This window comes from Rhodococcus sp. ZPP, assembly GCF_017656075.1.
GTDB lineage: Bacteria > Actinomycetota > Actinomycetes > Mycobacteriales > Mycobacteriaceae > Rhodococcus_F > Rhodococcus_F oxybenzonivorans.
On sequence record NZ_CP058638.1, the window covers coordinates 5,062,442 to 5,076,255 of the forward strand.

At 66.9% G+C, this 13,814-nt stretch carries 10 protein-coding genes; 2 read left to right on the top strand and 8 right to left on the bottom strand.

Features of this window, described 5'->3' with window-relative positions; translation table 11 throughout:
* Positions 1–2 precede the first annotated feature (2 nt).
* Positions 3–647, top strand: coding sequence for a TetR/AcrR family transcriptional regulator C-terminal domain-containing protein (locus tag HYG77_RS23405; RefSeq protein ID WP_109335296.1), 645 nt, complete (start codon positions 3–5; stop codon positions 645–647).
* On the opposite strand, the gene HYG77_RS23410 is transcribed toward HYG77_RS23405, so the two are convergent.
* From HYG77_RS23410 to HYG77_RS23440, 7 genes are all read right to left on the bottom strand, one after another.
* The gene (locus HYG77_RS23410) at positions 574–2,148 is read right to left on the bottom strand and encodes an APC family permease (RefSeq protein ID WP_109332642.1); all 1,575 of its coding nucleotides are present in this window, start codon (positions 2,146–2,148) and stop codon (positions 574–576) included. The genes HYG77_RS23405 and HYG77_RS23410 overlap by 74 nt on opposite strands.
* Positions 2,149–2,203: 55 nt before the next feature.
* The gene (locus HYG77_RS23415; RefSeq protein ID WP_208960784.1) at positions 2,204–3,097 is read right to left on the bottom strand and encodes a universal stress protein; all 894 of its coding nucleotides are present in this window, start codon (positions 3,095–3,097) and stop codon (positions 2,204–2,206) included.
* Between the two features lie 32 nt (positions 3,098–3,129).
* Entirely contained in the window at positions 3,130–4,584 is a 1,455-nt protein-coding gene (locus tag HYG77_RS23420) for an NAD-dependent succinate-semialdehyde dehydrogenase (protein ID WP_208960785.1), read from the bottom strand.
* Between the two features lie 81 nt (positions 4,585–4,665).
* Positions 4,666–6,006, bottom strand: coding sequence for a 4-aminobutyrate--2-oxoglutarate transaminase (gabT, locus tag HYG77_RS23425; RefSeq protein ID WP_208960786.1), 1,341 nt, complete (start codon positions 6,004–6,006; stop codon positions 4,666–4,668).
* Between the two features lie 52 nt (positions 6,007–6,058).
* Positions 6,059–7,489, bottom strand: a complete 1,431-nt coding sequence (locus HYG77_RS23430) for a gamma-aminobutyraldehyde dehydrogenase (RefSeq protein ID WP_109332638.1) — start codon at positions 7,487–7,489, stop codon at positions 6,059–6,061.
* Between the two features lie 156 nt (positions 7,490–7,645).
* On the bottom strand, positions 7,646–9,283 hold the full coding sequence (locus HYG77_RS23435; RefSeq protein WP_208960787.1) for an amidohydrolase: 1,638 nt from the start codon (positions 9,281–9,283) through the stop codon (positions 7,646–7,648).
* Between the two features lie 26 nt (positions 9,284–9,309).
* Positions 9,310–10,536: an MFS transporter gene (locus tag HYG77_RS23440; protein ID WP_348273587.1), complete on the bottom strand. Its 1,227-nt coding sequence runs from the start codon at positions 10,534–10,536 to the stop codon at positions 9,310–9,312.
* Positions 10,537–10,861: 325 nt separating this feature from the next.
* On the opposite strand from HYG77_RS23440, the gene HYG77_RS23445 reads away from it, so the two are divergent.
* A complete protein-coding gene (locus tag HYG77_RS23445) occupies positions 10,862–12,388 on the top strand; it encodes a PucR family transcriptional regulator (RefSeq protein ID WP_208960788.1) in 1,527 nt (508 codons plus the stop codon).
* A gap of 24 nt (positions 12,389–12,412) precedes the next feature.
* Here the strand turns inward: HYG77_RS23445 and HYG77_RS23450 are convergent, their stop codons facing one another.
* Positions 12,413–13,774: an NAD(P)/FAD-dependent oxidoreductase gene (locus HYG77_RS23450; protein ID WP_208960789.1), complete on the bottom strand. Its 1,362-nt coding sequence runs from the start codon at positions 13,772–13,774 to the stop codon at positions 12,413–12,415.
* Positions 13,775–13,814: the final 40 nt, after the last annotated feature.

The window sequence follows — 13,814 nt, forward strand, 5'->3', positions numbered from 1 at the left end:
TCATGCCACGGCCATCACAGCGGCTGCTGTCACCGGAGATCATCACGGAAGCGGCCATTCGCCTGGTGGACCTCACCGGTGACTTCACGATGCCGGGTCTCGCCGAGCGGCTGAAGGTGCGGCCCTCCTCGCTGTACAACCACGTGTCGGGGCGGGCGGAGATCATCGAATTGATGCGCGCCCGCGTGATGGCGGGCATCGTGGTGGCGGACCCCGACGGCAAGTGGAGCGAGACGGTGGCCTCCCTGGCGCGCGAGTATCGGCGCAACTACGCCGAGCATCCTCGGCTGATTCCACTGTTCACCGCGCACACGGTGCAATCCGGTGTGGCGTTCGGAATGTACAACGCGCTGGCGCAAGCCTTTTCGGACGGCGGATTCTCACCGGCGGAGGTCCTCCATGCCATCACGACGGTCGACAGCTTCGTTCTGGGCTCCGCGCTCGACCTCGCTGCCCCCGAGGTGGTCTGGGCGACCGCCCCGGAGGCGAACGAGCCGATGCGGGCAGCGTTGGCAACGTCCGGACCGAACCCCGGACGGGCCGACGCAGCATTCGAGTTCGGACTGCGCACCCTTATCGCAGGCTTGGTGGCGCAGGCTCCGAGGCAAGATCGCTCTCGTCCCGCAGCGCCGATGTCTCGCGGGTGAGGGTTCGGCCCTGGAAGAACGCAGGGTTGCGGAAACGCATGATCACCATCAGGACGGCACCGAGAAGAAGAATGCCGAACCCGAGGTAGAAGACGAGTCCGATACCGCCTATCTGTGCGCCACTCCCGTTCTCGGGGTTCATGCTCTCGTCGACCGAGATGACGAAGACCGCAAGCAGCATGAGTCCGCCGAGCAGCGGGAACACGAAGCGGAAGACAGCGTTGCGGACGCTGGTGAACAGCCGTCCCCGGAAGTACCACACGCAGGCGAACGCGGTGATGCCGTAGTACCAGCAGATCATGATTCCCAGCGCGGCAATGGTGTCGAGCAGGGCGCTCTCGGACAGGAAGGTGACCACCGTGTAGAACACGGCCGTCACCACACCGGCGACGACGGTGGCGTAGGACGGCACGAGGAACCGGGGAGACACCTCGGCAAGCTTCTTCGGAAACGCACCGTACGCGCCCATGGCGAGCATCGTGCGCGCTGCCGGGAGGAAGGTGGTCTGCAGGCTCGCGATCGAGGAGACGAACACGGCGAGGAACAGCAGCATGCCACCCCAGTTGCCGAGTACGGGATCTGCGAGAGCGCCGAACACGTTCTCCGAGTTGTCCGGGTTACCGAGGCCGAGGCCCTCTTCGCCGACTCCCGCATACATCATCGCCGCGACCGACACCAGCAGGTAGGTCAGCAGGATCGTCGCGACGCACAGCAGTCCCGCGCGACCGGGAGTCTTCTTGGGGTTCTTCGATTCCTCGCCGAGGGTCAAACAGGTGTCCCATCCCCAGAAGGCGAAGATCGAGCCGGTGACACCGATGACGAAGGCGCCGATGGCAAGTCCGGAGAATGGATCGAACCAGCTGAGGTCGAACGACAGGTTCGCGGGCGAGTCGCCTGCCCCGACGTGGACGAGGGCGACCACGGCGAAGGCGATGAGGAGCACCATCTGGAAGCCGACGAGTGCGACCTGCAGGCGCTCACTGGTGGTGATACCGCGACTCGCGATCCACGTTGCGATGCCGATGAAGACGAGTGTGGTGCCGACGTTGACCACTTTGTTGCCGGCTAGATCGGCGATGCCCGGACTGTCGAACAGTCGGGCGATGAAAAGGTAGAAGAACTGGACGGCGATCGCCGCCAGATTCGACAGCACGATGATGGTGGCAATTACCATTCCCCAGCCGCACATCCATCCGACGTACGGACCGAACGCCTTGGTCGACCAGGTGAAAGACGCACCGCAGTCCGGTGATTCGGAGTTCAGCTCACGGTACGCATAGGCGGTGAGGAACATGGGAATGAATCCGGCGATGAAGATGGCGGGCATCTTCAGTCCGACCGCGGCGACGATCAGTCCGATGCTGGCCGTGAGGGTGTAACCAGGTGCGACGGAGGAAATTCCGAGAATCGCGCCGGACAATGTCCCGACCGTGCCGGTGGCCAGGCCCTTGGCGCTCACCCCGCCTGCGGTGGGCCCCTGTGCGACTTCGTCGTTCGTCATGGTCGAACCTCCGGTGGGGAACAAGCGTGGATCCGGGGCGGGTGTGGTGGAAGGTCTACTCACTGTGCGGGAACTCCTGCTTCGGTACGACGACCATGGGTACCGGCAGGACACGGAGCATCTTGGCGGCGGTGGACCCCAGGAACAGTCGATGAGGTTGGGCGAGGCGGCTGGAGCCGACCATGACGAGGTCGCCGTCCTGCCAGTCGAGTGTGCGGACCGCCGCTTCCACGGTGGAGCCGTCGGCTATCAGCACGGAGATCGGAAACTCCTCGGGCAGAGCGGAACGTGCCGTGTCGAGAGTGCTCTGTGCGTGGGCGACGGCGCGTTCGCGGATGTCCTCGGGTGTGTCGCGGTGGTCGCGGAGGTCGTTCCGCGGGTCCAGCGCCACCAGCGATACCAGGCGTAGGGGTGCCTGCATGAGTTCACTGGTTCTCACCGCGGTTCGCAGCAGCACGTCGGCGCCGGCGCGGGTACCGAGTGCGCAGGTGATCTCCCGGATCTGCTTGGCCGTGGAATGCCGGGCACCGCGCGGAGCCAGGGCCAGCGGAACGTGTGCCGAGTGCAGCAGCTCCGTCGACACCGAACCGACGGAGAGCCGCCCCAGGAGTCCGTCGCCGGCGGCACCGACGACGATGGCCTGTGCGCCGAGCCGGGTCACCTCGTCGAGGAGACCCTGCGCGAATGACTCGTGGAAGCTGAGGTGGACGTCCACGTCGATGTCGCTCGGCACCGACGACTTCGCCTCCTCCAGCCAGCGCTGGGCACGGGAGGCGAGGATGTCGTCGTAGCCGGTCTCGGCCGGGACTCGCGCCGGGACCGTCCGGTCCGGCGGGAGCACCATGCAGATGTCGAGCTGGGCACCGAGACTGCGGGCGAGCTGCGCCCCGAGGGCGAGACCGTCCTCCCCGCTGGGGGTGGCGAGATATCCAACGACCAATCGCTTCATTGACGGTTCCGATCTGGCTCGGGGCGGGGAGTTTACGCGAAGCCGATGTATTTGGTCTCGAGGTATTCCTCGATGCCCTCGGTGCCGCCTTCGCTGCCGAGCCCGGATTGTTTGACGCCGCCGAAGGGTGCTGCGACGTCGGAGATCACCCCGCGGTTGACGCCGACCATGCCGCTCTCGAGCTTGTCGGCGACGCGGAACGCGCGATCGACGTCTCGCGTGTAGATGTACGCGGCGAGTCCGTATTCGGTGTCGTTCGCGGCGGCGACAGCTTCGGCCTCGGTGTCGAAACCGGTGATGGCGGCGACGGGTCCGAAGATTTCCTCCCGGATGATGCGGGCGCCGGCGGGTACCTCGTCGATGACGGTCGGCTCGAAGAAGTAGCCGGGCCCGTCGACGGACTTGCCGCCGGTGCGGACCCGGGCCCCCGCGGCGACGGCGTCGTCGACGAGGGACGCCACGTTGCGACGTTGCTTGTCGTTGACGAGGGGACCGACGTCGGTGCCGTCTTGGCTGCCCGGCCCGACGGTGAGTGCGGCGATCCGCTCGGTGAGCTTGGTGGTGAATTCCTCGCGCACCGAGTTGGCGACGATCAGGCGGTTCGCGGCGGTGCAAGCCTCGCCGCCGTTGCGCATCTTCGCGGCCATTGCACCGTCGACTGCGGCATCGATGTCGGCGTCGTCGAACACGACGAACGGGGCGTTGCCACCGAGTTCCATCGAGGTGCGCAGTACCTGCTGGGCGGACTGCTCGATGAGGATCTTGCCGACGCGGGTGGAGCCGGTGAATGTCACCTTCCGCAGTCGCGGGTCGGCGAGGAGGGGTGCGGTGACGGCGGCGGCGTCGAGCGTGGGGAGCACCGAGAGCACACCGGCGGGCAGGCCGGCTTCGGCGAAGATCTCGGCGAGCAGCAGCATGGTCAGCGGGGTGTCCTCGGCGGGTTTGACGATGATGGTGCAGCCGGCGGCGAGGGCGGGACCGATCTTGCGGGTGCCCATGGCGAGGGGGAAGTTCCAGGGGGTGACGGCCAGGGTGGGGCCGACGGGGACCTTGGTGACCATGATCCGTCCGTTGCCGGAGGGGGAGGTGGTGTAGCGGCCCTGGATGCGGACGGCTTCCTCGCTGAACCAGCGCAGGAACTCGGCGCCGTAGTTCACCTCGCCGCGGCTCTCCGGCAGTGCCTTGCCCATTTCCATCGTCATCAGCAGGGCGAGTTCGTCGGTGCGTTCGATCACCTTCTCCCACGCCGAACGTAGGATGATCGACCGCTGCCGAGGTGCGGTGGCGGCCCACTCGTCCTGGACTGCGGCGGCGGAGTCCAGGGCGCGGAGTGCGTCCTTGCCGCCGGCGTCGGCGACGTCGGCGAGGTGGGCGCCGGTGGCGGGGTCGTAAACCGGGAATGTGCCGCCGTCGATCGGGTCGGTCTGGGCGCCGTCGATCCACAGGCCGGTGGGCAGGGTGGTGCGGAGCCGTTCGAAATCTGTCATGGGAGTCCTTCTGGTCGGGGTGCGGGCGCTTCGCGCCCGTGCGCCTTTCTGGTAGCGGTGGCAACCAGAAAGGCGCACGGGTCAGACGAGGGAACGAACTATCTGCTCGATGACCGTCAACGCGTCCTCGAGCAGGTCGTCGCCGATCACCAACGGGGGGAGCAGGCGGATCACGTTGCCGTAGGTCCCGCATGTCAGCAGGATGACGCCCTGCTCGAGAGCCTGGGCGGCGATGGCCTTGGTCAACTCCGCGTCCGGTTCGGTGGTTCCGGGCTTGACGAATTCCATCGCGAGCATGGCGCCGCGACCGCGGACGTCACCGATCACACCGACCTCGGCGGCGAGGGCGTGCAACCGCGGCAGGACGAGGTCGGCGATGTGCCGAGCCCGGCCCGGCAGGTCGAACGCCCGCATGGTGTCGAGGGCGGCGAGCGCGGCGGCACAGGCGACGGGATTGCCGCCGTAGGTGCCGCCGAGTCCGCTGGGGTGGACCTTGTCGAGAAGTTCGGCCCGTCCCGTGATTGCGGAGAGGGGCATGCCGCCGGCCATGCCTTTGGCCATGGTGATGATGTCCGGGACCACGTCCTCGTGCTCGCACGCGAACCAGGCGCCGGTGCGGGAGAACCCGGTTTGCACCTCGTCGGCGATGAAGACGACGCCGTTGGCGCGCGCCCAGGCGACCAGTGTGGGGAGGAAGCCCTCGGCGGGCACGATGAATCCGCCCTCGCCCTGGATCGGCTCGATGATGATCGCCGCGAGTGAATCGGCGCCGATTTGCTTCTCCATCTGGGTGATTGCCCGCTGGGCGGCCTGCTCGCCGGTCAGCCCGTCCTGATCGCGGTACGGGTACGACATCGGGAGGCGGTAGACCTCGGGAGCGAAGGGGCCGAAGTGGGCCTTGTAGGGCATCGACTTGGCGGTCAGGGCCATCGTCAGGTTGGTGCGGCCGTGGTAGGCGTGGTCGAATGCGACGACGGCGTCGCGTCCGGTGGCGAGGCGGGCGACCTTGATCGCGTTCTCCACCGCTTCGGCGCCCGAGTTGAACAGGACGGTCCGCTTCTCGTGATCGCCGGGGGTGAGGGCGGCGAGTTCCTCCGCGACCCGGACGTAACCCTCATACGGGGTGACCATGAAGCAGGTGTGGGTGAAATGTCCGACCTGCTCCCGAACTGCCTCGGCCACAGCGGGATCCGAAGCTCCCACGCTGGTGACGGCGATGCCGGAGCCGAGGTCGATGAGCGAGTTGCCGTCGACGTCCACAATGACGCCACCGTCCGCGTCCGCGGCGTACACGGGCACGCTCGAGCCGACGCCCGCGGCCACGGTGGCGCGGCGGCGAGCGGTGAGGGCCGCCGACCTCGGGCCGGGAAGCTCGGTGACCAGTGCTCGCTTCTGCGGCAGCCGGTACTGGATGTCGTTCATCAGGGTGCAGTCCTCAGGGTCGTGACGGGAGATGGGAAAACGGGAGTCGAGGTCAGTCGTGTGAGCTCATGACGTGCTTGATGCGGGTGTAGTCCTCGACGCCGTAGCCGGAAAGGTCTTTGCCGTAGCCGGAGTACTTGAATCCGCCGTGCGGCATTTCGGCGACGAGCGGGATGTGGCAGTTGATCCATACGGCGCCGAAATCAAGTGCAGCGGAGAGCCGTTGCGTGACACCGTGATCCTGCGTCCACACGCTCGACGCCAGACCGTACCGGACGTCGTTGGCGAGGGTCACGGCCTCCTTCTCGTCCGAGAAGCTTTGCACGGTGAGGATGGGCCCGAACGTCTCTTCCTGGACGATGTCGTCGCGCTGGTCGACTCCGGTGATCACGGTGGGCTCGAAGAAGAAGCCCTGCTCGCCGGAACGTCTGCCGCCGGTGGCGATCTTGGCGGAGGCGGGCAGATCCGCAATCTTCGCGCTGACGGTGTTGAAGTGGTTGATGTTGTTGAGTGGACCGTAGAACGTGTCCGGGTCGTCCGGGAGTCCCGGCTTCAACGTCTCGGCCTTACGGACCAGTGCATCGACGAGCTGGTCGTGGATCGACTCGTGGACGAGGACGCGGGTGGCCGCGGTGCAGTCCTGGCCGGCGTTGAAGAACGCCGCTTCGGCGATTCCGTCGGCGGTCTTCTCGATGTCGACGTCACCGAACACGATGGCAGGCGCCTTGCCGCCCAATTCGAGGTGCGCGCGCTTGAGCTGCCGAGCGGCGGAAACGGCCACCGCGATGCCGGCGCGCACCGACCCGGTGATCGACACGAGCCCGAGCGCGGGGTGTTCCACTAGCGTCGCACCGGTCTCCCCGTTGCCCAGCACCACGTTGAACACGCCATCCGGCAGGATGCCCTTGGTCAACCGGGCGAGAACGAGGGTGCTGTTCGGGGTGGTGTCGCTGGGCTTGAGGACGATGGTGTTGCCGGCGGCCAGGGCGGGGCCGATTTTCCACAGCGCCATCATGAACGGGTAATTCCACGGGGTCACCTGTCCGACGACGCCGATCGGTTCGCGGCGCACATAAGACGTAAATCCCTCCATGTACTCCCCAGCGGCCTTGCCCTCGAGCATGCGGGCCGCCCCGGCGAAGAACCGGAGCTGATCTGCCCCGACCTTGATCTCCTCGTCGGCAATGACCTGTTTGGGCTGCCCTGTGTTGCGGCACTCCGCCTCGACGAGTTCGTCGCTGTGCGCCTCGATCGCGTCGGCCAGCTTCAGCAGTGCCGTCTGGCGCACGCTCGGCGTGGTCTTGCCCCAAGACATGAAGGCTCGCTCCGCCGCCTCGACGGCAGCGTCCACATCGGACTTGGTGGACACCGGCGCACGGCCGACGACACTCTCGTCCACCGGATTGATCAAGTCGAGGGTCTCCGTCGTCGACGAGGCGACGAACTCGCCATTGATGTAGTTCTGGAGTACGTCGATCGACATCCGTACCGTTCCTCTCGTGGGGGCGAACGGCCCGCCGACAAGCATTCGCCGGGGTCCGTAGTGCATCTGGTAGTCAGTGTGCGCTGCCTCACAAGGTGGTGGCAGCTGACGAAATGGTGAAAGCAAGAGCGCTTGGCGCGCCGAGTTGTCCAGCCTTCAGCGCGGCCGGGGAGTGGTTCGATGGCAGATCCGGCCCGCCACGACGGTCAGCCCGACGCGGGAGGTGAGCAACGAGCCGGTGCCCTCGGTGAACGGGTTTCCGTCGAGGACGACGAAATCGGCCGCCTTGCCGGCGACGAGTTGCCCGGTGAGGTCGTCCCAGCAGCACGAGTAGGCAGCGTCACGGGTCGCGTGCGCCAGTGCGTCCGCCATCGGGAGCGCGTACTCGGGAAGGTTGGGTGGCAGAGTCGGATCGATCGCGGACTTGCGCGTCGTCGCGACGTACATGTTGGGCAGCGGAGGATGCGGTGCGGTGGGGGCGTCGGAACCCAGCGCCAGGACCGCGCCCGCCGAGGTCATCTCGGGCCAGGGGTACGCCCGCTCGACCCGGTGGTCACCCAGAACGGCGCGCCAGTTCTCCTGGATCGCCGGGTCGGCGTGCACCGGCTGCATCGAGGCGACGACACCGAGTTGTGCCAGACGCTGCACGTTGTCTTTCGTGATGGTCTCGAGGTGTTCCATGCGGTGTCGACGCGGCCGGCTTCCGTTAACGGCGATTGCCTTTTCCAGCGCGGTGAGCCCGATCTCCGAGGCCTCGTCACCGATGGCGTGCATGGCCACCTGGAGTCCCGCGGCATCTGCCGCGGTGACCACGGGTGCCAGCGACTCGAGATCCCAGATCGGTTCGGCATTTGTGCCGTCGGAGTACGGTTCCTTCATGGTGGCGGTGCAGCTGTCGATGACACCGTCGATGATGATCTTGATCCCGGCCATTCGCAGCCACGGCCCCTGCAGACGCTGGGCGTACGTCGCGGCCTCGCGGACCTGACGGACGTTCTCCTCCGTTGAATCGGTTCGCGTGACGAGCCAGTGCCCGGCTACCCGAAGCGGCAACGTGCCGTCCCCGGCTGCCAGGGCTCGCTCGAGCGCCGCCACCTCCTCCGCACCGAGTGCCATGTCGACGGCTCCGGTGACGCCGTCGGCCAGGTACCGCTCGAACGCCGCCTCGATCGCGACGTCACGTTCGTGGTCGGTGACCACCTTCGCGAGGGCGGGCCACACGATCTGGGTCACCGCCGTTTCGTACAACATCCCGGTGGCGTGGCCCGTCGCGGGATCGCGTTCGATCCGGCCGCCGAGGGGGTCGGGGGTGTGGTCGTCGATCCCCAGTTCGCGGAGTGCTGCGGTGTTCACCCACACGGAATGGACGTCGTTGGAATCGAGGTACACGGGGCGGTCCGCTTCGACCGCGTCGATCATCCGCCGGGTGGGCGGCCGGCCGCCGAGGGCCGGAAACAGCCAGCTGCGCCCCAGAATTCGGGGTGCCGTCGGATTGTCGGCTGCGAAACGCCCGATGCGATCCTGGATGTCGGCCAGATCGACGGCGCTCTGGAGATCCACCTTCTGCAGCGACTGCCCCATCATGAGCAGGTGGGTGTGAGCGTCGATGAACCCGGGCAGCACGAAAGCGCCGTCGAGTTCGACGATGTCGGCGTCGCGGGTCAGCGCGTCTGCGGTGACCGTATCCCCGACGTACGTCAGTTGGCCGTCCTCGACGATCATCGACTCCGCCCACGCGGGCTCGGCGGCGGTGAAGATTCGACCGCCTCGGTAGTGGGTGGCCTTCGCTGTCATGGTGTTCTTCCTGTCCATCGGATTCATCAGACGATCACCGACGTGGTGTAACGCACGGTGGGATCCTGGCCTACGGCGAGGGATGTGGCTTCGGTACGTGCAGAGAGAGACGCGATCGCCGTAATGGGCAGCAGCAGAACGAGACTGATCCCGGCCACGATGACACCGAACGACGGATAACCGACGGCCTCGGTGACGAGAGTGCCGAAGAGCGGGGCGAACGCGGAGCCGACCAGGTAGGTCCCGAGTAGTGGGGCGGACCAGCGGCCGGACGAATCCAGTGCGGCCGCGATGGCCACCACGTAGATGAAGGCCGCCGCGTAGACCGTGTTCCACGTAATGATGAGCACCAGGTAGGTGGTGGGCTCGGTGGTCAGGCACGCGCCCAGTTTGAGGGCGGCGCCGAGTACCAGCAGAACGGCCACGGGAACCGTGCGCCCGAGACGGGAGCCCAGAGCGGTGAGGATCAGTGCGATACCGATACCACCTGCAGTCGATGCGGACAGGGCCAAGCCCATCTGCTGTTCGGTCAGCCCCGCGTGCTCGAATCCCATGATGCCGGACACCGCCCACAACGAGTCCTCACCGATCGCCCAGACGGCGAACAGCACGAGCAGCGACGCTCCGGCGACCGTGACGCGTTTCCGGGTGACCCCTTCGGGCAGTTCGGCGCGGGTTCTCGTCGTGCCTGCCCCGAGGTCGGGGGCCGTCGGCAACCAGGTCATGGTGAGTGCAGTGGCCAGTGCGAGTACGGCCACGATGCCGAAGGCGTTGGTCATCCGTGTGCCGAGAATCGGGATCAGCGCGAGGACACCGGTAACGGCGACGCGATTGACGAGACCGCTCAGCCCGGAGACACGGTTCGGGTTGGTGAACGCCGCCATCGCCGCGCCGCCGACGGCGACGGCACCGCCGGCCCCGAGGCCTCCGACGACGATCGCGATGCAAGCGATCGGTGCGGACGGAACGACGGCTGCCGCCGCGAACCCGGCTGCCATGACGACGAGGCCAGCCCGGCCGAGCCGCCGCCGGAACTGTCCGGCCGCCCATCGGGTGGTGGCGAGGCATACCAGCGCGCATGCCAGCAACGATCCCGTCAGAACGGCACCGGCGACGGTCTGGGACACGCCGAGATCGTCGACCATCGCGATGATCATGAGCGGGACAAGGTTGGCGGTCATGTATCCGACCACGAAGACACTGAACGTGGCGATCCCGCTCCTGGCAGTCAGGGGGACGCGGAGGGCGCGAATTTTTGGGGTTTCCGGTGGTTGCACGAGGAGAACTCCGTGTCTCGAGTAGTGTGCCGGACCGCTCGCGGGACGTTCTCCCGGTGAGATGCGGATCACTTAGCGAATCGTATTCGTTAAGTATGCGGAGCCTCGGGTCCAGGCGCAAGACCTCAAACGAACGAAATTCGTTAATGTGGTATTTCGGTGTCCGTAGAGGTCACCGGTACCGAATCCTCTGACAGAATGGAGTCGATGCTCGGGTTCCGATGGCCTATCTGTCCAGCCATGTTCCCGGGATGACGGGTCAAGGTGGCACACACCAGACCGCAACGCGCAGGAGCCCGACATGACCGTTCCCGTCCGCTGGATGTTGTCCCAGCCGGATCTGGCTCTCGAACTCCGGGGCGGAGCCGCAGGCCTCGGTAACGAAATCACCTTCGCCATCACCACCGAATTGTCCGATCCGTTCCGGTGGCTCTCCGGTGGGGAACTGCTGCTCACCACCGGGCTGCGACTGCCCCTGACAGCGGCCGACCGGGCCCGGTATCTACGCGGACTCGACCGCGTGGGAGTGGCCGCCGTCGGATTCGGCACGGGGCTGTCGCACCCGGAAGTGCCGGAGGACCTCGTCGCCGTGGCCGACAACCTCGGTCTTCCGCTGCTGGAAGTGCCGTTGCCGACCCCGTTCGCCGCCGTCGTCAAACGCGTGATGAACCGTCTGGCCGAACAAGAATACGAGTCGGTCCTGCGGGCGTCCCGGGCACAGCCACGAATGACGCGGGCCGTCATCTCGGGCGGAACCGGCGCCACCGTCCGTGAACTCGCGATGGCCACCTCGGCCACGGTGCTACTTCTCGATCTGTCCGGCAGGGTACTCGAACACCATCCCGCGCGACCGGACGACGAGGTCCTCGACGAAGTGCGCGATGTGCTGGCGGCAGGAACGGGTGGAGCGTCGAGCAGCGTGTCGCTGGCGCGGTCGGGGGCCTCCATCACCGTCCAGCAGATCAGTGTCGGAAGCACCCCGCACGGGCATTTGGCGGTGATCAGTCCGACGGCGCTCAGCCACGTCGATCAGATCCTGCTGGGTCACGCCAATTCGCTGCTGGCGCTGGACTTCGAGAAGCCCGCTCGCTTGCGCGTCGCGCAGAATCAGCTCAATTCGCACGCGCTCGGTCTGCTGCTCACCGACGATCGCGACCTGGCGCCTGCGTGGGAGCAGATTCGGGGCGCGGCCGATACCGACGGGATGGTACGAGGTCTGACGGTGGTCGCCGAGACTCTGGAACTCGCGCAGCGGGTGGAGTCGGCGGTCGCCGCGGCGATGGACACGGTTGGGCGCCAGCTCTTCTCGCGTCGCCACGACACCCGGATCACAGTTCTTCTCCGTGGAACCGACGACGTGGACTTCGCACGGTCGATGCTGAGCGCGCTGCCCCCGGGCACGCGAAAGGCGGTCCGAGCCGGGTTGAGCGGGCGACGGGAGCTGGCCGGTGTCGTGGCGGCGATCGAGCAGTCGCAACTCGCGGCGTCGGCGGCCGAAGCCGGGGCCGAACCACTGGAATTCGCGGCGCTCACCGGCAGTGCCCTACTCGCGTTCAGCGCGACCCGTGAAGTACTCAATTCGCTGGCGGACATAATGATTGCGCCCATCGACGACTACGACCGCGTCAACGGCACAGAGCTTCTGGGGTCGTTACGGGCGTTTCTCGAGGCGAACGGGCATTGGGAGTCGGCGGCCGCCGCGATGGGCGTGCACCGGCACACACTGCGCAGCCGGATGGCGCGGATCGAAGCCCTGATCGACTGCAGGCTGGACGTGGCGCGGGTGCGCGCCGAACTACTGCTCGCGATCATCGCCCGGCAGTCGTGACTGCCGGGCGATGATCGCCGGGGCCTACTGTCCGAGGCGCGCGATGATATCCGCGGCGGTGCGCTGACCCATCCGGACGGCGCCGTCCACGTGCTGGTAGCCCTCGGCGGCGATGTCCGAGCAGGAGAAATGGAACGGCCCGACCGGGGTACGTGTGTCCTTTCCGTACCGGTGCAGGCCACCGAGGTCGAAGCTGGCGGCGTACGCGCCCCGCGTCCATTCCTCGGAGCCCCAGTCGGACTCGTAGTACACCACCGGCTCGGCCGCCTTCGGTCCGAGGTAGCGGGCGAGCGAGCCGAGAATGGTGGCGCGACGCTCCTCTTCGCTCAATTCGAACATCGCGTCGGCTTTCTCGTCCGACACGAACGCGACGAGGGTGCCCCGGGTGTCCTCGTAATTGGTGTTGTCGTACACCTCCTGCACGATCTCCGAGGCCCCGAAGCCGGTGCCGGACAGACCGTCTTCGCGCCAGAACGGCGTCTCGTACACGGCGTGCACCTTGATGACGAGTCCGAGTGACTGATGCTGATGCATCTGGTGCTGGCGGCGCGGCAGCGGCGGATCGTAGGAGATCCGGGAGTACAGGTTGGGCGGCACCGCGAGCACGACCCGCGACGCCTCCACACGGACGTCGCCGTCGGCCGAAACGACGGCACCCTGCTCGCTCCACTGCACGGTGCGCACGGGTGCGTTCAGGAACACGTCGTCCCCGAGCGCGGCGGCCAGCCGGATCGACACCTGCTGCATGCCGCCGATGACACGCTTGTCGAGGATGAAGTCCTCGTCCACGAGGTGCGAGAACGATCCGGCGGACGCGGCCATCAGGACGGCTTGCAGCGCGGAGAATGCGTGCGCGGGCTTGGTGAGCATGCCGCCGGCGATGAACAGGCCGATGTTGTCGCGGGCCTCGGCGTCGTCGGACTGCTCGATCAACCAGTGCTTGAACGAGATGGTGTCGAGCTCGCGGGCACGGGGATGCGCCCAGGGCTCCTCTGCGCCGACCTGCGCGGCGAGGTCGTCGAGAATGGAGATCAGGCGGTCCATCTCCTTCCGCGTCGTCTCGTCGACGGGAAACGATTCACCGGTGTAGCGGGTGCGCTTCCCGGCGGCCGAAATGTAGACGGATTCGCCCTCGCGGTAGCGGTCGAACGTCTCGAGGCCGAGTTCGTCCAGCAAGGAGATCAGCGCCGTCTGATCGGGTGAGACCCATTGGCCGCCGATTTCGAGTGTGGCCCCGTCGATCGTGTCGGTCCAGGTGCGTCCTCCGACGCGGTCGCGCGCCTCGAGGACTGCGACGGACAGGCCTGCCTTGCGCAGTGCGGTCGCGGCGGCCAGCCCGGACGGGCCGGCACCGACAATGGCGACATCTCGCTGGAGAGTGGGCACTTTCGAACTCCTTCGATCGGTGGTGAGGTATGGGGTTACG